18 protein-coding genes and 2 tRNA genes are annotated in these 19,457 nt (G+C 39.6%); 17 read left to right on the top strand and 3 right to left on the bottom strand.

Annotated features, from left to right (window positions below):
• Positions 1-5 precede the first annotated feature (5 nt).
• From sdhA to LZD48_RS02010, 3 genes are all read left to right on the top strand, one after another.
• Positions 6-1,757, top strand: a complete 1,752-nt coding sequence (gene sdhA, locus LZD48_RS02020) for a succinate dehydrogenase flavoprotein subunit (RefSeq protein WP_235761049.1) — start codon at positions 6-8, stop codon at positions 1,755-1,757.
• 15 nt (positions 1,758-1,772) lie between these two features.
• On the top strand, positions 1,773-2,537 hold the full coding sequence (gene sdhB / locus LZD48_RS02015; RefSeq protein WP_235761048.1) for a succinate dehydrogenase iron-sulfur subunit: 765 nt from the start codon (positions 1,773-1,775) through the stop codon (positions 2,535-2,537).
• A gap of 92 nt (positions 2,538-2,629) precedes the next feature.
• Complete coding sequence (locus LZD48_RS02010) at positions 2,630-3,085, top strand: acyl-CoA thioesterase (RefSeq protein ID WP_235761047.1); 456 nt, start codon at positions 2,630-2,632, stop codon at positions 3,083-3,085.
• A gap of 83 nt (positions 3,086-3,168) precedes the next feature.
• On the opposite strand, the gene LZD48_RS02005 is transcribed toward LZD48_RS02010, so the two are convergent.
• Positions 3,169-3,579, bottom strand: coding sequence for a carboxymuconolactone decarboxylase family protein (locus LZD48_RS02005; protein WP_235761046.1), 411 nt, complete (start codon positions 3,577-3,579; stop codon positions 3,169-3,171).
• 224 nt (positions 3,580-3,803) lie between these two features.
• The gene (locus LZD48_RS02000) at positions 3,804-4,028 is read right to left on the bottom strand and encodes a helix-turn-helix domain-containing protein (RefSeq protein ID WP_156857869.1); all 225 of its coding nucleotides are present in this window, start codon (positions 4,026-4,028) and stop codon (positions 3,804-3,806) included.
• Between the two features lie 382 nt (positions 4,029-4,410).
• Between LZD48_RS02000 and LZD48_RS01995 the strand changes: the two genes are divergently transcribed.
• The 13 genes from LZD48_RS01995 (at position 4,411) to yihA (ending at position 17,264) form a co-directional block, all read left to right on the top strand.
• Positions 4,411-4,866, top strand: coding sequence for a MarR family winged helix-turn-helix transcriptional regulator (locus LZD48_RS01995; protein WP_235761045.1), 456 nt, complete (start codon positions 4,411-4,413; stop codon positions 4,864-4,866).
• A 22-nt stretch (positions 4,867-4,888) separates the two neighbouring features.
• A complete protein-coding gene (gene racE / locus LZD48_RS01990; RefSeq protein WP_235761096.1) occupies positions 4,889-5,704 on the top strand; it encodes a glutamate racemase in 816 nt (271 codons plus the stop codon).
• A gap of 386 nt (positions 5,705-6,090) precedes the next feature.
• Positions 6,091-7,173 carry a GerMN domain-containing protein gene (locus LZD48_RS01985; protein WP_235761044.1) on the top strand — a complete coding sequence of 361 codons (1,083 nt, stop codon included), beginning with the start codon at positions 6,091-6,093 and terminating at the stop codon, positions 7,171-7,173.
• 133 nt (positions 7,174-7,306) lie between these two features.
• On the top strand, positions 7,307-8,074 hold the full coding sequence (rph, locus tag LZD48_RS01980; protein WP_235761043.1) for a ribonuclease PH: 768 nt from the start codon (positions 7,307-7,309) through the stop codon (positions 8,072-8,074).
• Positions 8,075-8,680, top strand: a complete 606-nt coding sequence (locus LZD48_RS01975; protein ID WP_235761042.1) for an XTP/dITP diphosphatase — start codon at positions 8,075-8,077, stop codon at positions 8,678-8,680.
• A 45-nt stretch (positions 8,681-8,725) separates the two neighbouring features.
• Positions 8,726-9,238: a metallophosphoesterase gene (locus LZD48_RS01970; protein ID WP_235761041.1), complete on the top strand. Its 513-nt coding sequence runs from the start codon at positions 8,726-8,728 to the stop codon at positions 9,236-9,238.
• A 155-nt stretch (positions 9,239-9,393) separates the two neighbouring features.
• A tRNA-Gly gene (locus LZD48_RS01965) sits at positions 9,394-9,467 on the top strand.
• A gap of 1 nt (position 9,468) precedes the next feature.
• A tRNA-Arg gene (locus LZD48_RS01960) sits at positions 9,469-9,542 on the top strand.
• A 543-nt stretch (positions 9,543-10,085) separates the two neighbouring features.
• Positions 10,086-11,054: a tetratricopeptide repeat protein gene (locus LZD48_RS01955; protein WP_235761040.1), complete on the top strand. Its 969-nt coding sequence runs from the start codon at positions 10,086-10,088 to the stop codon at positions 11,052-11,054.
• A gap of 115 nt (positions 11,055-11,169) precedes the next feature.
• Positions 11,170-12,459, top strand: coding sequence for a trigger factor (tig, locus tag LZD48_RS01950; protein WP_235761039.1), 1,290 nt, complete (start codon positions 11,170-11,172; stop codon positions 12,457-12,459).
• Between the two features lie 264 nt (positions 12,460-12,723).
• Positions 12,724-14,001, top strand: a complete 1,278-nt coding sequence (gene clpX / locus LZD48_RS01945; RefSeq protein WP_235761038.1) for an ATP-dependent protease ATP-binding subunit ClpX — start codon at positions 12,724-12,726, stop codon at positions 13,999-14,001.
• A gap of 357 nt (positions 14,002-14,358) precedes the next feature.
• Entirely contained in the window at positions 14,359-16,686 is a 2,328-nt protein-coding gene (gene lon, locus LZD48_RS01940) for an endopeptidase La (protein WP_235761037.1), read from the top strand.
• The gene (yihA, locus tag LZD48_RS01935; protein WP_235761036.1) at positions 16,683-17,264 is read left to right on the top strand and encodes a ribosome biogenesis GTP-binding protein YihA/YsxC; all 582 of its coding nucleotides are present in this window, start codon (positions 16,683-16,685) and stop codon (positions 17,262-17,264) included. Before lon ends, yihA begins: the two co-directional genes overlap by 4 nt.
• Before the next feature lie 69 nt (positions 17,265-17,333).
• On the opposite strand, the gene LZD48_RS01930 is transcribed toward yihA, so the two are convergent.
• Positions 17,334-17,816 carry a LiaI-LiaF-like domain-containing protein gene (locus LZD48_RS01930; protein ID WP_235761035.1) on the bottom strand — a complete coding sequence of 161 codons (483 nt, stop codon included), beginning with the start codon at positions 17,814-17,816 and terminating at the stop codon, positions 17,334-17,336.
• Between the two features lie 261 nt (positions 17,817-18,077).
• On the opposite strand from LZD48_RS01930, the gene hemA reads away from it, so the two are divergent.
• The gene (hemA, locus tag LZD48_RS01925; protein ID WP_235761034.1) at positions 18,078-19,451 is read left to right on the top strand and encodes a glutamyl-tRNA reductase; all 1,374 of its coding nucleotides are present in this window, start codon (positions 18,078-18,080) and stop codon (positions 19,449-19,451) included.
• The last annotated feature ends 6 nt before the right edge of the window (positions 19,452-19,457 follow it).

Genomic DNA, 19,457 nt, shown 5'->3' with positions numbered 1-19,457 from the left:
AATAAATGAGTAATCGTAAAGTTGCTGTAATTGGTGGTGGTCTAGCAGGTTTGATGGCTACAATCAAAGCAGCAGAAGCAGGTGTAAAAGTAGATTTATTTTCAATTGTTCCTGTAAAACGTTCTCACTCTGTATGTGCTCAAGGTGGAATTAATGGAGCAGTTAATACGAAAGGTGAGGGAGACTCACCATGGCTTCATTTTGATGACACGATATACGGTGGAGACTTTTTGGCTAACCAGCCGCAAGTAAAGGCGATGTGTGAGGCGGCTCCGGGAATTATACATATGTTTGACCGGATGGGCGTTATGTTTAACCGTACTCCAGAAGGCCTTCTGGATTTTAGACGCTTTGGTGGTACGCAAATGCACCGTACGGCATTTGCAGGAGCGACGACAGGGCAACAGTTATTATATGCACTGGATGAACAAGTCCGCCGTTATGAAGTGGAAGGGCTTGTTACGAAATATGAAGGTTGGGAATTCTTGTCAGCGATCATCGATGACGAAGGTGTTGGTCGAGGCATTGTTGCTCAAGATATAAAATCACATGAAATCCGTGCATTCCGTTCTGATGCTACTATTTTTGCAACAGGCGGCCCTGGTATAATCTTTGGGAAATCAACAAACTCGATGATTAATACAGGTTCGGCTGCAAGTATCCTGTACCAGCAGGGAGTTAAATATGCTAACGGAGAATTTATTCAGATTCATCCGACAGCTATCCCTGGTGATGACAAACTGCGTCTCATGAGTGAATCTGCTCGTGGAGAAGGTGGGCGAATCTGGACATATAAAGATGGGGAGCCTTGGTACTTCCTGGAAGAGAAATATCCAGCATATGGAAACCTTGTACCGCGTGATATTGCGACAAGAGAAATTTTTGATGTTTGTGTGAATCAAAAACTTGGGATCAATGGTGAAAACATGGTTTACCTTGACCTCTCTCATAAAGATGCAAAAGAACTTGATATTAAACTTGGTGGAATTATAGAAATCTATGAAAAGTTTGTTGGAGAAGACCCTCGTAAAGTCCCAATGAAGATATTCCCGGCTGTTCACTATTCAATGGGTGGACTCTGGGTTGATGGAAATCAAATGACGAATATTCCAGGGATATTTGCGGCAGGTGAAGCTGATTATTCCCAGCATGGTGCGAACCGTCTAGGTGCGAACTCGTTATTATCCGCAATTTACGGTGGTTCTGTAGCAGGTCCGAAAGCGATTGAATATATAGAAGGACTTGATAAGCATGCAGAAGACATTGGTGATCAGCTCTTTGACGAGAAAGAACGTGAAGAGCAAACGAAATTCGATGAGCTTCTAGGCATGGATGGAACCGAAAATGCATATGTTCTGCATAAAGAACTTGGCGATTGGATGACAGATAACGTAACCGTTGTACGTGAAAATGAAAAGCTTCTGCAAACAGATGAAAAGATCCAAGAGTTGCAAGAGCGCTGGAAGAATATCAATATTAATGATACTTCTCGTTGGAGTAACCAAGGAGTTATGTTTGCGCGCCAGCTGGATAGCATGTTGCATCTCGCGCGTGTTATTACAATTGGTGCATATAAACGGGATGAGAGCCGTGGGGCGCATTACAAGCCGGCATTCCCTGAGCGTAATGATGACGAATTCCTGAAGACAACAATTGCTGAGTTTGACAGCAAGAATGTGGAACCGATTATTAGCTATGAAGAAGTTGATGTGTCATTAATCGAGCCTCGAAAACGTGACTACACAACGACACACTAAGGGGGAGAATACAAAATGGCTGAAAAAAGTACAGTTACATTTATTATAACTCGTCAAGACAGTCCGGACTCTGAACCCTATGAGGAAACGTTTCATGTTCCATACCGTCAGAATATGAACGTTATTTCCGCGTTAATGGAAATTCAACGGAACCCGGTAAACGCAAATGGGGAAGAAACATCACCGGTCATGTGGGAGATGAGTTGTTTAGAGGAGGTTTGTGGTGCCTGTTCAATGGTAATTAATGGTACCGCGAGACAATCATGTGCAGCATTGGTTGACCAATTGGAGCAGCCGATTCGCTTAGCACCGATGTCGACCTTCCCGATTGTACGTGATTTGATTGTCGATCGTGAGCGTATGTTTGATGCATTGAAACAAGTGAAAGCTTGGGTTCCGCTTGACGGTACCCACGATCTTGGACCTGGTCCCAGAATGCCAGAGAATAAACGTCAATGGGCTTATGAGCTTTCAAAATGTATGACATGTGGTGTTTGTCTGGAAGCTTGTCCAAACGTTAACGATAAATCTGACTTTATCGGTCCGGCAGCTCTTTCACAAGTGCGTTTGTTTAATGCTCATCCTACAGGAGCGATGCATGCAAGTGATCGATTAGAAGGTTTAATGGAAGATGGAGGTATCAGTGGTTGTGGAAACTCACAAAACTGTGTACAAGTATGTCCAAAAGGCATCCCGCTTACTACTTCCATCGCAGCAATGAACCGTGCAACGAACCTGCACGCATTCCGAAGCTTCTTTGGCAGTGACGAGACATTATAAAAACAAAGGCGTAGTTTCTCATGCAGTAAATTAAAACGAGTGGTCCTTACCTTTACAGGTAGGGCCATTTCGTTTCATTTGGGGGTATTGCTATGACAGGAATTGACTATATAAATGATTTGGAGGCATGGCGTTCTGGATTTTCTTTTTCCATTCCGATAAAGGTGCGTTTTTCTGAAACAGATTTATATGGCCATGTCAATAATACATCTGTCTTCATTTATTTTGAAGAGGCACGGATTGAATTTTTGCAATCTTTCGGTCTGTTTAAGGATTTTGATCAAAAGAAACGAGGCTTTGTTGTCGCAGACCTCCAATGCAATTACCTTAAGCAAATGTTTTTCAATGAGACAATCGATTTCTATGTTAAAGTGGAAACAATCGGTACAACATCCATGGACTTACATTATATGGCGGTCAATAATCAAGGTGAAATAACCGCCACTGGAAGAGGGCGTGTTGTTATGATGGATTTTACAACAAATAAAGCCTGGGCGATTCCCGAGGGAATGAAAGCATTGCTTACAGATCAATATCATGTACGCTAAATTGATAAAAACACCGACTTCCTATAAAAAGGAAGTCGGTGTTTTTACCATTATGTATCTTTTAGAACTGATTCAACCATCTATTATATTTCAGGCGTTGTAACAGTTAACCCACGTTCATTGAAGACTTTTTGAGCTACTTTTAGAGCATTTAGAACACTTGGGAATCCTGTGTATGGGATAAGATGCATAATACAACCTACAATCTCCTCTGGTGTTAAACCAACAGATAAGCCGGTCTTGATATGCATTTCGATTTGCGGTTTCCCTTGCGCAACAAGAGCAGTAATGGTGGTCATTACTTTTTGTTTGTTGTCTAAGCCAGGCCGTGCATAAATATCACCAAAAGCAAATTCCACCACATACTTGCTCAGATCAGGGGCAATATCTTTAAATGCTTCACCAATATCCATTTCACCAGTCGGATTGCTGTCATCAGATGCTGTAAGCTCCTGTATTTTATCTATTCCTTTTTGATAACGATCGTTTGCCAATGTAAAGTCCTCCTTGATTTTATTACTTGTTATTTACGGAAATAATTATAATTGTATAAGAAAACTTTATACTCGATAAAATTCCGTTTTTTCATAACAATATTAGTATATAACCTTTTTGAACGACTCGTCAATGGGAGTGTATGGGTTTCATGGAATGAGACCTTCTCCTACAAGTGAAAAATAAGTTAGACCGACTTCCACTGAATGAAAGTCGGTCTAAATTACAGCTTAAGTTCTCCCATACGGAGAAGCTCAACGACTGCCTGTGAACGCCCCTTTACCCCCAGCTTCTGCATCGCGTTTGAAATATGATTTCTCACAGTTTTTTCCGATATAAACAGTTTCTGGGCTATTTCTTTTGTTGTCATGTCTTGTACAAGCAGTTCAAATACTTCCTTTTCTCGCTTCGTTAATAATTGCTTCGGTTTATAGTTGCTGTCCTTCAAATGATAACCCCTCCTTGCTCTTGATAGAGCCGCATTTTGAAGGGAATTATTTATTTAGTCATTATAGCTTATGAACGGAAAAGATTTTAGTGCGTAATAAATGACCTATTTTAAGAGCCTTTACTGTGGGGGGAGCAACATATTTACTATGCTTCTGAAAAAGTGAAACTTCAATCAGTAGGGTTATTTCTTCACCTTCCACTGATTGTTAGTTCAACGAACCTTAGGATGTTAGCTCACGTTTCTGCCCACCTAAACTTTCTTGACAAGAACCGAAATTTTGAGGTGAGAGTTTTATGGACGATTACACCGGGATGAAAATTTGTTATACTAAGCTAAAGCGTTTGTTCAAATTGAAATTAGAATGCAAGGAGGTTGCCGAATGGAGAATGAGATTACCTCAGCTGAATCCATCGTTAAAATTGAAAAAAGATTACGTTATATATCTGGAATGATCAAACAAAACGGCAGGAAGATATTACATAACTACCCCATAACATCTCCGCAGTTTGTAGCCCTGCAGTGGTTGCTCGAGGAAGGAGATTTGACGATTGGGGAGCTTTCAAATAAAATAAGTCTTGCTTTTAGTACAACAACAGACCTCGTCGACCGTATGGAGAAGAATGAATTGGTTGAACGAATCAGGGATGATAAAGATCGCCGGGTAGTAAGAATTCATTTATTGGACAAAGGAAAAGTGATTATTCATGAAGTGATTGAAAAGCGCCAAGAATACTTACAGGAAGTTCTCGACGGCTTCAGCCCGGAAGAAGAAACAATATTAAATGAAATGCTTGATTCATTATATAGTCGGATGAAGCAAGTAAATGAGAAATAATCAGATAAGGAATGAACGGATTGTGGAGAAACCAATAGGAGTAATTGATTCAGGTGTTGGCGGTTTGACCGTGGCACTTGAACTAATGAGGCAGCTGCCAAGAGAAAAGCTAATTTATCTTGGTGACACGAAACGTTGCCCATATGGACCAAGAACGAAAGAAGAAGTTCAACAATTCACTTGGGAAATGGTGGATTTCTTATTAGAAAAGGAAATTAAGCTGCTTGTGATTGCGTGTAATACAGCTACTGCCTATACGATTGATGATCTAAAAGAAAAATTAGACATCCCCGTAATAGGTGTGATTAACCCGGGTGCAAGAGCAGCAATTAAGGCAACAATTAATCAAGAAATTGGCATTATCGGAACAGAGGGAACAGTGAAAAGTGGTGCTTATCCTGATGCCTTAAAACAAATCAACCCAGAACTTCATGTACAGGCGCTAGCTTGTCCATTGTTTGTACCGTTAGTGGAAAAAGGAGTCTTTACAGGGGAAGAGGCAAGAATGGTTGTAGAATCAACGCTAGAACCGTTGGTGGAAGATAATGATATGGATACGTTGATTCTTGGATGCACGCATTATCCTTTATTAAAACCGCTTATCAAAAAAGTAGTTGGGGATCAGGTAGCAGTGATTTCTTCAAGTGAAGAAACAGCAAGAGAAACAAGCGCTGTTCTTGAAATAAAACAATTACAGAATAAATCAGGTCTGCAGCAAGTGCATGAAATTTATTCTACTGGAGACATGGAGATATTTAACCGAATCGCAACTAAAATTTTCCAAAATGCAATTCACCAACAATTTACAATTAAACGAGCAGTCATCGAAAAAGAATAGCGCTATCCTATAGTACGTTTCACCATGGGACCGGTAGATGCGACACTCAGATTCTGTTCCAATTTGCAAATAACTCCGCCCCTAAAGTAATCAAAAATAAAAACACATCACCTTCATAAGGTGTGAGTGTCCGAAACTCACTTCTGGAGGTCTGCAGTCCAGACACCTCTCGCACCTGCTGAACGGCGATTAGAGAGCAACCCATAAGAACGTGCAAAACATTTACGCTGCATGAAAGTGATGGCTAGTTCGTCCTTTATAGTCAACGAACGTCAGGGTGTTATTTTACCTTCCGACTCTATTTAAACATTTTTAAAACAAGCTGGTCTATTTCCACTTGATAGCTCGTATATATTGTAGTACAAACCATCGCAGGGAGGTATTGCATGAAAGCGAGTCGATTATTAATTCCAGGTGTATGTGCTTCACTATTGTTACTAACTGCCTGTTTCCAAGGGGAGCAGTCTTCCGTTGAAATCGATCCACCTGAAAATGCAGAAGCAGTGAATGATACAGCAAGTAATGAACAAACAGAAGCAGATGGGGCCGAAACAGACGAGGAGAACATGGAAGAAGAAGCAAACGAGACAATTGCCCGCCAGCTATTTTTAATTGATGCAAACGGTATGGTCGCATCACAAATGATCGAACTGCCGCTGCTTGAATCAAGAGAGGTTGCAACCCAAGTATTAGAGTATCTAGTTGTTGATGGTCCGGTAATGGATGTATTGCCAAATGGTTTTCGTGCGGTCTTGCCCGCAGGAACGGAAATTCTTGGTTTAAATCTTTTGGAGGACGGGACAATGGTTGTTGACCTTTCGGAGGAATTCGAAGATTATGCTGCTGAAGATGAAGTGAAAATTCTTGAGGCTGTTACACATACCTTAACGCAATTTGAGAGTGTAGACCGTGTTCAGCTTTGGGTTAATGGTCATCAACTAGATGAAATGCCAGTAAATGGTACTCCGATTGGAAAAGGTTACTCTGAAGCAGATGGGATCAACGTCATGCAAAATGACACGATTGATTTCATTAACAGTGAAGCAGTGACGATGTATTACCCAGCAAGCGACCATGAAAACCGGTACTATATACCTGTAACGCAATATGTAGGTGTCGGGGAAGACGAAGAGATGTTTGAAGCGATTGTTACTTCATTAATGGATGGTCCAGGTTTTATGGCGAATGTAACTCATGTATTCAATGAAGAAGCAATGCTTGTCAGCGAACCAGCATTGTCAGAAGGAGTGTTGGAACTCACTTTTAATGAAGAGATATTAAAAGATGCAGAAGAAGCAGTTATTGCAGATGACGTGATGGAGACGATTGTACGAACATTAACGATTCAGGATGAAATTGATGCTGTAGAGATTAAAGTCGAGAATAAGGATGTAATTGCAAATGAGAGCGGGGAGCCGTACAGTGAACCGGTCAGTGCAGACTTCTTTGTTCCAAGTGAGAAACTTTAATAAAAATTCGAAGCTGGGGCCATGTCCTAGCTTCTTTTTGTTTTATGCTACATGCAACTTTTGTAGGGATGATGATTTTTCTTTCGGGAAAAGTATGGTAAGCTTAATTCGACGAGTGAGGAGGATTTTTCACATGAGAAATGATGGTAGAAAAATAAATGAATTAAGACCTATTAAAATGGAAAAAGATTATATTATGCATCCGGAAGGTTCAGTGCTGATTGAAGTGGGGAATACAAAAGTAATCTGTAATGCAAGTGTAGAGGATAGAGTACCCCCCTTTATGAGAGGACAAGGTAAAGGCTGGATTACTGCCGAATACGCGATGCTGCCGCGGGCTACAGAAAAGCGGAATATCCGAGAATCCTCAAAAGGTAAAGTGACAGGACGAACGATGGAAATCCAGCGCCTTATTGGACGGGCTTTACGTTCTGTTGTTGATTTGGAAGGATTTGGTGAGCGCACAGTATGGGTGGACTGTGACGTTATTCAGGCAGACGGTGGGACAAGAACTGCTTCCATTACCGGAGCATTTGTTGCAATGACACTTGCACTTGGAACTTTAGTGGAAAAAAAACAGATTAAATCTTTGCCTGTAAAAGATTATTTAGCAGCGACATCTGTTGGAATATTATCATCAGGTGAAGCGATTCTCGATTTAAACTATGAAGAAGATGCAGAAGCAAATGTAGACATGAATATTGTAATGACCGGGAAAGGTGAATTTGTAGAAATCCAAGGTACTGGAGAAGAGGCTACATTTTCGAAGAATGAGCTTTTCACGATGCTTAGCTTAGCAGATGAAGGCTTGCAACAGCTATTTGAATTACAGAAAGAGATATTGGGTGAACTTGGAGAAGCAATTGAAAGTACCAAAGCACCACAAGGAGAGAGGAATTAAATGAAAGAAATCATTATCGCGACTCGGAATCAAGGGAAAGTCAAAGAGTTTATTGATTTCTTTCAGCCCTATGGTGTAAACGTGCAGTCATTATTGGATATTGCCGAGCAACAACTTCCAGATATTGAAGAGACCGGCAATAGCTTTGCAGAGAATGCGGCACTAAAAGCAGAACAGATTGCAGAAATGCTGAATCGCCCTGTTCTCGCAGATGACTCAGGGCTTGTTGTGGATGCGCTGGACGGTGCACCAGGTATATATTCTGCTCGCTACGCAGGAGAAGATAAGAGTGACGAAGCAAATAATCAAAAGCTGCTACAGAAACTGCAGGATGTTCCGCAAGCTGAACGAACAGCAAGATTTGTCTGTGTACTTGCAATAGCAATTCCCGGGGAAAAAACAAAATTTTATGAAGGTACTTGTGAAGGTGAAATTTCTGTTGCTCCTCATGGGAAAAATGGATTTGGCTATGATCCATTGTTTATCCCTAACGGCTATCAACAAACGATGGCAGAGTTGAGTGCTAGTGAAAAAAATCAAATCAGCCACCGGAGTAACGCGATAAAGCAATTGGAGAACTGGGACAAGCTAGTTGAGCATAAGTAAAACTCTCCTTACATGAAAAAGGATAAGCAGAAAGGGAGATGCAGCATGACGAAAATTTTGATTGTTAGTGATAGTCATGGACTTACAGAGGAACTATCGGAAATAAAGGAAAGACACGAGGTCAATTACCGCATTCATTGCGGAGACTCTGAGCTTGATATCGACTCCGGTCCATTGGATGGGTTTTATAAAGTCGCTGGAAATTGTGATTTTGACAATCGCTATCCGAATGAACAAACATTGGAAATAGATGGATTGAATTTCCTGATTGTCCATGGCCATCTGCATAAGGTGAACTATGGTTTGACCGCTCTTTCCTTGCGGGCAAGAGAAGCAGACGCTGATGTCGTTTGTTTTGGACATACCCATGTAGCTGGCGCTGCTCAGGAAGGGGAACAACTATTTATTAATCCAGGCAGTATCTTCCAGCCAAGAGGTGGGATGCGGGAGAAAACTTATGCTATTTTAGAATGGGATTCCGATAAAGCTATATCTGCTACATTTTACACACTATCTGGTGAGCATTATCCTGCGCTGGATTATCCAGTAAAGGCTTAATCTATCAAGTGCTTGCTGAGAGGATATTTTTTCTCAGCAAGCTTTTTTCAAAAAAATATTGACATTTAATGCAAAACTGCTATAATAAAACTTGTTCGCTTTTAAAACATATATTTTACATAATGACCACTTAAAACTAAATAAAAAAGAAATCTGCGGGTGTAGTTTAGTGGTAAAACCTCAGCCTTCCAAGCTGATGATGAGGGTTCGATTCCCTTCACCCGCTCCATGTCCCAATAGCTCAGCTGGATAGAGCAACAGCCTTCTAAGCTGTAGGCCGTAGGTTCGAATCCTACTTGGGACACTTTCAGACAACAAAAGAGAAACCTAACTTGTTTTAGGTTTCTCTTTTGTATTATGATAGGATATATATACTTTTATCCCGGTGTAAGTATCCGTAAAACTCCCACCTCAAAACTTCCGCTCAATCTAGCAAGTTAAGGTGGGAAGAAACGAGAGCTAACACCTAAGGTTCGTTCAACTAACAATCCGTGGGGATGAAGAAAAACCCCACGGATTGAAGTTTTACTTTATCTATTTGCTTGACGAACGAACCAGATGAAGCAACCCCTCGATTGAATGAACGGAATAAACCGTAGCAGAGGATAGAAAAGGCTGCTTTTTTCTCTTTCTTCATGTTTCATATTTAATAGGAAGGGTAAAACTATTTATTAAGTTAAGCTTAATGAATTTCATAATACGTATTTAATGCTTCACCATCACCATATGTAGTTGAGTTGGTTCGATCCCAACTACATATGGTGATGGAAAAGCCGACTTTGGTAATTATGAAATTCATTCAAGCTCATAAAAAATTGAAACAAAAGGAGGAGGTGACCTGAGGAAAATGAAACCTGGAAATATTATTTTGTTTCCAAAATGGCAAAAAGTACTAGAAGAAGAAAGTGTTGCAGCAATTAAAGAAAAGAAATTCGAGGAAGCTTTGGAGAAATTAGACAACCTATTAAGCTATGATGTAAAAAATCATGAAATTTACACCGGGAAATTAATTTGCTTAATGGAGCTGGAGCGTTACGTGGAAGCACAGGAACTCTGTGAGTCATTAATAGAAGAAAAAGATTCCTATTATTACCAGTACATACATATTTATTTAACTTTATTATTTCAAACGGATCAATATGATGCATTGATTGATGTCGTGGCAGTGGAATTAGAGAGCGGCAATGTACCGAACCAATTGAAAGAACCATTCAAACAACTTTACTCGATGAGTGAAAAAATGCGGCTGAATGTGGAATTAGAACGTTCGAATATTTACTTAGATGCGCTCTTTGATGCTGTGCACCAAGATAACCACATTGAACAATGGAGACTCGTAAATAAGCTTAGTAAAACGACGATCCAGCCAAACGAGAAAGTAATCTCGCTGCTTGTTGATGAACATATCCATCCGTTAGTTAAAACGTCCATCTATCTTTGGATGAAACGAATAGGAATAACAAAGTCGATAGAAGTACATAAGTTTGGCATCAAAATGAAGGCGACACCAAGTGAAACACCGGAAATAAATGAAAGTGCAATCGCTAAAGAAATTGCTTCCCGGATCAAAGAAGCGGAGCAAAGCAATCCGTCATTGTATGAAGTGATGAATACGCTTTTAGGGCACTATCTTTACGCGCTCTATCCAATTGCACCATCACTTGATGAATCACCTTATATCGCAGAGGCATTACTACAGATTGGGAACGACTATTTAAACATTGCCGTTCCTGAGCAAGAACGAGCAGAGGTAGATAAGTATATCCAAGAAATTAAGACAACCGATCTATTATATGCAAGTATTATTGAGGATTAGGTACAAATGCTTGAAAGACCTCTAAGTTATGGTATAATGATTGAGTTGTAAAAAATGAAAATTAACCCTTAAATGTATTATTAAGTTAAACAATAGATGTTGGAGGTAATCAATTATGACAGCGAAATGGGAAAAACAAGAAGGAAATAAAGGAATTTTGACATTTGAAGTTCCTGCTGAAGAATTTGATCAAGCATTAGATCAAGCGTTTAAAAAAGTAGTGAAAGATGTACAATTACCAGGTTTCCGTAAAGGAAGAATTCCACGCGGATTATTTGAACAGCGTTTCGGAGTAGAATCCCTTTATCAGGATGCTGTAGATATTGTACTACCGGAAGCTTATTCGAAAGCGGTGGACGAAGCGGACATTTTTCCAATCGTACAGCCGAGTGTTGATATCGAACAAATCGAAAAAGGTAAAACATTGATCTTCACTGCAGAGGTTGAAGTGAAGCCTGAAGTTACTTTAGGCGAATATAAAGGCCTTGAAGTGGAAGAAGAATCTGTTGAAGTAACAGAGGAAGATCTGGATAATGAGTTGAAAAGCCTTCAAGAGCAGCATGCAGAGCTTGTTGTGAAAGAAGAAGGAGAAATTGCAGATGGCGATACAGTTGTCATCGACTTTGAAGGATTCACAGATGGTGAAGCATTCGAAGGTGGGAAAGGTGAAAACCATAGCCTGGAAATTGGTTCTGGTCAATTCATTCCTGGATTTGAAGAGAAATTAGTCGGTAAGAAACCAGGAGAAGAGACGGAAATTGATGTTACCTTCCCGGAAGAATACCATGCAGAAGACCTAGCTGGTAAAGAAGCAACATTTAAAGTTAAAATTCATGAAGTAAAAGCAAAAGAACTTCCAGAGCTTGATGATGAATTCGCAAAAGACGTTGATGATGAAGTTGAAACATTAGATGAATTCAAAACGAAGAAAAAAGAACAAATGCTGGAAGAAAGAACACAAGCAGCAGACACTGCAAAACGTGAAAGCCTAATTGAAAAAGCATCTGATAATGTAGAGGTTGATATTCCAGATGCAATGGTTGAAAATGAATTGGAACAAATGCTTGCTGAATTCGAACAGCGTCTACAAATGCAAGGAATGACATTAGAAATGTATTCCCAGTTCTCTGGTCAGGATGAAGAGGCATTAAGAGAACAAATGAAAGAAGATGCAGCTAAACGAGTGAAAACGAGCTTGACACTTGAAGCAATTGCAAATGCAGAAAATCTTGAAGCAACTGAAGAAGAAGTGGATGAAGAGATTGATAAGATGGCTGGCATGTATGGTGTTGAAAAAGACCAACTCGTCCAAATTCTTGGCGGAAACACAGAAACAATCCAAAATGATCTCAAAATAAGAAAAGCAATCGACCTATTAGTGGAACACAGCAAAGCAGCTAACTAATCATCACGAGAAAAGACAATCCAACACGAACAAGGTGCGAATTCCCTCGCACCTTGTTTCTATATAACCGAACCGGACAGCGGATTAATTCATATTTCTCTGACTTAACAGTTGCTATCTGACATATAGATAAGTTATATGGTATTATTTAAAGCAGATATTATGTTGCAAGGTTTATCGTTTTGTTTTTTAATTCGTATCTGATATGATTGCTATAATTAAGTCAGGAAATTTAATTTTCTTATGAACTATAGGGGTGAAAATATGTTTAAATTCAATGAAGAAAAAGGACAACTCAAATGCTCCTTTTGTGGAAAGAATCAAGAACAGGTTCGTAAATTAGTTGCTGGACCTGGTGTCTATATATGTGATGAATGTATTGTACTATGTACAGAAATTGTAGAAGAAGAACTCGGTTCGGAAGACGCAATGGAATTTACGGAAATTCCGAAACCTAAAGAAATCTGTGAAATACTTGATGATTATGTCATTGGTCAAGATCAAGCGAAGAAAAGCCTATCTGTAGCGGTTTATAACCACTATAAACGGGTTAACTCGATGAATAAAACCGATGATGTAGAACTTGCGAAAAGTAACATCGCACTAATCGGGCCGACAGGAAGCGGTAAAACATTACTAGCGCAAACATTAGCGCGAATTATTAATGTACCTTTTGCAATGGCTGATGCTACATCACTTACAGAAGCTGGTTATGTAGGGGAAGATGTGGAGAACATCCTCCTTAAATTAATTCAGGCAGCAGATTATGATGTAGAAAAAGCGGAAAAAGGAATTATTTATATCGATGAGATCGATAAAGTCGCAAGAAAATCTGAAAATCCATCGATTACAAGAGATGTCTCCGGTGAAGGAGTGCAGCAGGCCTTACTTAAGATTCTTGAGGGGACGGTTGCAAGTGTACCTCCACAAGGAGGACGGAAGCATCCACATCAAGAGTTCATCCAAATTGATACGACAAACATCCTGTTTATCGTAGGTGGTGCTTTTGACGGGATTGATCAAGTAATTAAACGTCGTCTCGGCAAGAAAGTAATTGGATTTGGTGCAAACGAACAACAAGAGGATCTGGACATGGGGGAGCTGCTTTCCAAAATTTTACCAGAAGACTTGCTTCGTTATGGATTAATCCCAGAGTTCATTGGTCGTATCCCGGTTATTTCCAGTTTAACACCACTGGATGAGGATGCCCTTATCCAAATTCTTACAAAACCAAAAAATGCTCTCGTTAAACAATATGAGAAGCTATTTGAAATGGATGATGTGGAACTGGAGATGGAGGAATCTGCTTTACGTGAAATCGCCCGAAAAGCGATCGAACGGAAGACAGGGGCCCGGGGCTTGCGTTCCATTATTGAAGGGATTGTGCTGGACGTCATGTTCGAGCTCCCATCCCGTGAAGATATCACGAAATGTATCATCACAGAGGATACGGTGAAAGATGAAAATGGCAGTCCTAAGCTTGTTTTCCGTGACGGTACTGTAATTGAAGGAAATGAGAAATTACCGAAAGAAAGTGCATAACATTATTTAGAACATTTTAAGATAATGGAGACCGGCTGCTTAAAAGATGCTCTCGTCTGTTTGAAGAGCCTATTAGCACCGAGTCTCCATTTCTGTTTGTATAAACGGGATAATGGGGAATAGTATTTATTACAACTTGTAAATCACCGATACCAAATATTAATCAACTGAATGAATTTCATAATTACCAGAGTCGGCTTTTCCATCACCATATGTAGTTGGGAACGAATCAACTCAACTACATACGGTGATGGTGAAGCATTAAATATGTATTGTGAAATTCATTAAACTAACTATTAATGTTCATTAGAACAATTTGATATATACATGTACATATTCATTATGGAGGTCGTTATCATGGTAAACCAAATAAAAGAAATCCCCCTCCTGCCATTACGAGGTTTAATCGTGTTTCCATCCATGGTTTTACATTTGGATGTTGGAAGAGACAAGTCGATTGCAGCACTTGAGAAAGCAATGGTTGATGATCAACTTATATTTCTTGCTGCTCAGAAAAAGACGAGCATTGATGATCCAAAAATAGATGAGATTTATCGTATTGGTACCCTTGCAAAAGTAAATCAAATGCTGAAAATGCCAAACGGTACATTGCGTGTATTGGTAGAAGGGCTTGATCGATATGAAATTGTTCGTACAATCGATGAAAAAGATGAATTTATAGTAGAAATTACACAGCTCGAAGAAGTACACGAAGATCAGACGGAAGAAGAAGCACTTATGCGCGCATTGCTTGAGCAATTCGAGCAGTATACGAAGCTTTCCAGAAAAGTATCCAGTGCATCAGCTAAATCAGTTGCAGATATGGAAGATCCAGCGCGGGTTGCTGATATTATTAGTTCTCATTTATCGATTAAACTAAAAGAAAAGCAAGCATTACTGGAAATGTCGAATGTAACCGAGCGCATGCAACAAATTATCCGTTTAATTACGAATGAAAAGAAAGTATTAAGCATTGAAAAGAAAATCGGTGAACGAGTGAAGACATCGATGGAAAAGACCCAGAAAGAATACTATTTGCGAGAACAATTAAAAGCTATCCAGAAAGAGCTCGGTGACCGGGATGGTAAATCAGGCGAAGTTAGTGAGTTAAGAGAAAAAATCGATGAATCCGATATGCCGGAACATGTTTACGAAGTTGCTCTTAAAGAGTTAGCGCGCTATGAGAAAGTACCGCAAAGTTCTGGTGAGAGTTCTGTTATCCGTAATTATTTGGATTGGCTATTAGACTTGCCATGGACGAAGCAAACACAAGATACAATTGATATTAATGAAGCTGAAAGTGTATTAAATGAAGGTCATTACGGACTAGATAAAGTTAAAGAACGTATCTTAGAATATTTAGCTGTTCAAAAGTTAACGAATTCCTTAAAAGGACCAATCCTTTGTCTAGTTGGTCCGCCCGGAGTTGGAAAAACATCACTTGCACGTTCCATTGCCCGTTCTGTAAATCGGAGTTTTGTCCGTGTTTCCCTCGGTGGAGTTCGGGATGAAGCGGAAATTAGAGGCCACAGGAGAACTTATATTGGTGCGATGCCAGGCCGGATTATCCAAGGAATGAAAAAAGCTGGTACAATCAATCCAGTATTTTTACTCGATGAAATTGATAAGATGTCGAATGACTTCCGGGGAGACCCGTCATCTGCAATGCTTGAAGTCTTAGACCCGGAGCAGAACAATAATTATAGTGATCATTTTATTGAAGAAACATATGATTTATCGAAAGTATTATTTGTTGCAACGGCTAATAATGTGAATAGTATTCCAGGTCCATTACTCGATCGAATGGAATTGATTTCGCTTTCTGGTTATACAGAAGTGGAAAAGCTCCATATTGCAAAGGAACATTTATTACCGAAACAAATTAAAGAAAATGGATTAAAGTCGTCTAATTTACAAATCCGAGATGAAGCACTCCTGCAAGTGGTAAGAACCTATACACGGGAAGCAGGTGTCCGTAATTTAGAGAGACAACTTGCTAAAATTTGTCGTAAGGCCGCTAAGGTCATTATTTCTGGTGATAAAAAGCGAGTAGTAGTCACAGTCAAGAATTTGACGGACTTCTTGGAGCAGCCATTATATCGTTACGGTTTAATGGAAGCAGAGGATCAGGTTGGCGCAGCGACTGGTCTTGCTTATACTTCTGCAGGTGGAGATATTTTATCGATTGAAGTGTCCCATTATCCAGGAAAAGGTAAATTAATCCTAACGGGTAAGCTAGGCGAAGTAATGCAGGAGTCTGCTCAAGCTGCCTCGAGTTATGTTCGTTCCCGTGCAGCAGAACTGCAAATCCCAACTGATTTTTATGAGAAGTTTGATATTCATATCCATGTGCCGGAAGGAGCCACACCAAAAGACGGACCATCTGCCGGGATTACAATAGCAACGGCACTTGTCTCATCACTGACAGGTCGAGCTGTACGAAAAGAAGTTGGGATGACTGGTGAGATAACGTTGCGAGGAAGAGTGCTTCCAATCGGCGGTTTAAAAGAGAAGTCATTAAGTGCACACCGAGCTGGTTTAACGACGATTATTATCCCTAAAGAAAATGAGAAGGATATCGCATCCATCCCAGAAAGCGTACAACAGAATTTAACATTTATCCCTGTCAGTCATTTGGATGAAGTGTTAGAAATCGCATTGGTGGAGGAAGAAAAAAGAAAATGAAAATCAATCAAGCGGAAATCGTAATTAGCGCGGTCAGCAAAAAACAATACCCGGAGGAAGGTTTACCTGAAATTGCTTTAGCAGGACGTTCGAATGTCGGAAAATCATCATTTATTAATACATTGATTAACCGAAAAAATCTTGCTCGCACGTCACAAAAACCAGGAAAAACACAAACATTGAATTTTTATAAACTAAATGAAGCTTTTTACTTTGTAGATGTGCCGGGCTACGGCTATGCGAAGGTATCCAAGAAAGAAAGAGAAAAATGGGGCAAGATGATGGATGAGTATTTCCAAGAGAGAGAGAACTTGAAAGCAGTTGTGCTCGTTTGCGATGTCCGTCATGAACCAACAGATGCCGATGTCCAAATGTATGACTATCTAAAGCATTATCAACTTCCCGTCATCATTATCGCGACCAAACTTGATAAAGTGAAAAAATCGAGACAACATCAACATGTGAAGATTGCAAAAGATACGTTTGAAATTGAACCAGAAGATATTGTTATTCCGTTCTCAGCTGAAACAGGAGAAGGGAAGGAACAGGCATGGCAGGCGATTAAACAATTTCTCTAAGGAACTGCCTCCTTTTTTTTACGGGTAGCAACATCCGTGAAAAGAGGAGGCTATTCCTCAATAACAAATTTATTTCCCTTTTCTTAATAAGACAAATCCTAGAACAATCAGTAAAATTGGCCAAAACCTTTCCGCCAGAGCGATTCCATCATATATCCAATAAAAATATGCATGAAACGCGGTTGAATAAATAAATAATACACCAACAGCAAGAAAGGCAATGCCCGGCAGAAAGCCCGATTTCGTTTTAAGATAGCGAATTAAAAAGGCTAAACCAATTATGATCAAATAAACTCCCCAATGGTCGATCCAAAAGTGATAATGCGTTGCTCCATGTAAATGGATGCCGATGCCGAGGATAAGAACACCGGTAAAAATATGTTCATAATTCCGGGACCGGTAACTGTGAATTAAAAAGGCCAGCCCAATAATAATTAAAAATGTTTGCCATGAATAAAAATCGGTAATGATCGGCAGCTTCAATTCACGCAAAAGAAAAAACACGCCAATTCCAATTAATATGTAAGCAAGCAAAGGATTTTGCGTCTTCATTCATCTTCTCCTTTAACGAATAGTAGTTTTTTGACATTCATACATAAAAAGCAACTTTGTGAGTTGCACTTACGATAAGTGAAAGTATATCGCGTTTTGGATTGAGTAAGATTTGTTACTGATAAATGTAACAAAATTGTAATTGTACTAAAGCTGTAAAATTACTGGATAAAGCCTTATGATATAATAATACTATACTTATAATGGAAAATGTAAATTCAATTAAAGGAAAATGATTGATTACTTCTGGAGGTAAGACACGTGCACATTTTAAAAGTTGGATTTAATTACAAGAATGCTCCGGTTGAAATCAGAGAAAAATTAACATTCTCTGAGGAGTCTTTACATGAAGCAATGGTTGAACTAAAAGAGAGAAAAAGCATCTTAGAAAACGTCATATTATCAACTTGTAATCGCACAGAAATTTATGCGGTTGTCGATCAGTTACACACCGGAAGATATTATATCAAAACATTTTTAGCGGATTGGTTTGGTATTGATAAAGTTGAATTTGAAAATTACTTGCAGATTACCGAAAATGATGATGCATTGGAGCATCTATTCCGGGTAACTACCGGTTTAGATTCGATGGTGCTTGGGGAAACGCAGATTCTTGGTCAAATGAAAGATGCATTTTTTGCATCGCAGAAAGCGAAAGCAACAGGAACAATCTTCAATGAACTATTTAAACAAGTCATTACATTCGGGAAGCGGGTTCATCATGAAACAGCAATTGGCGAACATGCGGTATCCATTAGCTATACGGCTGTTGAACTCGTAAAACGTAAAATCGGAGACTTGCAAGACAAAAATATAACGATTCTCGGTGCAGGAGAGATGGCAGAGCTTGCTGCTAAAAATTTACACGGAGCCCACGCAGCAAATATAACAATTGTAAACCGCACCTTTTCTAAGGGAGAAGCAATGGCAAGAAAATTCGGTGCAAAGGCAGCACCGACGGAGAAACTGCTTGATATTCTGCAAACGACAGATATCTTATTTACGACAACAGGAGCAAGTGATATCGTACTAACGAAAGAAATGCTTGAACCAATTCTTGCTAAAAGGGAAGATAAACCATTGTTTTTAGTGGATATCGCTGTCCCCCGGGACATTGATCCTGCAATCGGTGATCTTGATGCGGTCCATTTATTTGATATAGATGATTTGCAGCATATTGTGGATGAGAATTTAGAAGAAAGAAGAAGAGCCGCAAATGAAGTGGAGCAATTGCTTCATGGAGAAATTATCGACTTTAAAGAGTGGCTCCGAACGCTAGGTGTTGTACCGGTAATTTCTGCTCTCCGAAAGAAAGCATTAGGCATACAAGCGGAAACGATGAAAAGTATTGAACGGAAAATGCCGGATTTAACCGAGCGAGAGAAAAAGGTTCTGAGCAAGCATACAAAAAGTATTATTAATCAGTTGCTGAAGGAGCCGATCACCCAGGCGAAAGAGTTAGCTGGCTCGGAAAATGCAGAAGAAAGCTTGCAGCTATTTGTCGACATTTTCGGCATCGAAGCGGAAGTAGTGGAAGAGTTCGATAAACAAATGGAGAAAAATGAAAGTATGAAAGAGTTGAATCGACCAGAAAGCACACCGCTACCTCGTATTAAAGCTATTTCCACCATGTAGAGAGAA

This window comes from Oceanobacillus alkalisoli (genome assembly GCF_021556485.1).
In the GTDB taxonomy this organism is placed as follows: domain Bacteria; phylum Bacillota; class Bacilli; order Bacillales; family Amphibacillaceae; genus Oceanobacillus; species Oceanobacillus alkalisoli.
The sequence above is the reverse complement of the archived record's forward strand: the minus strand, read 5'-3'. Positions and strand labels throughout refer to the sequence as shown.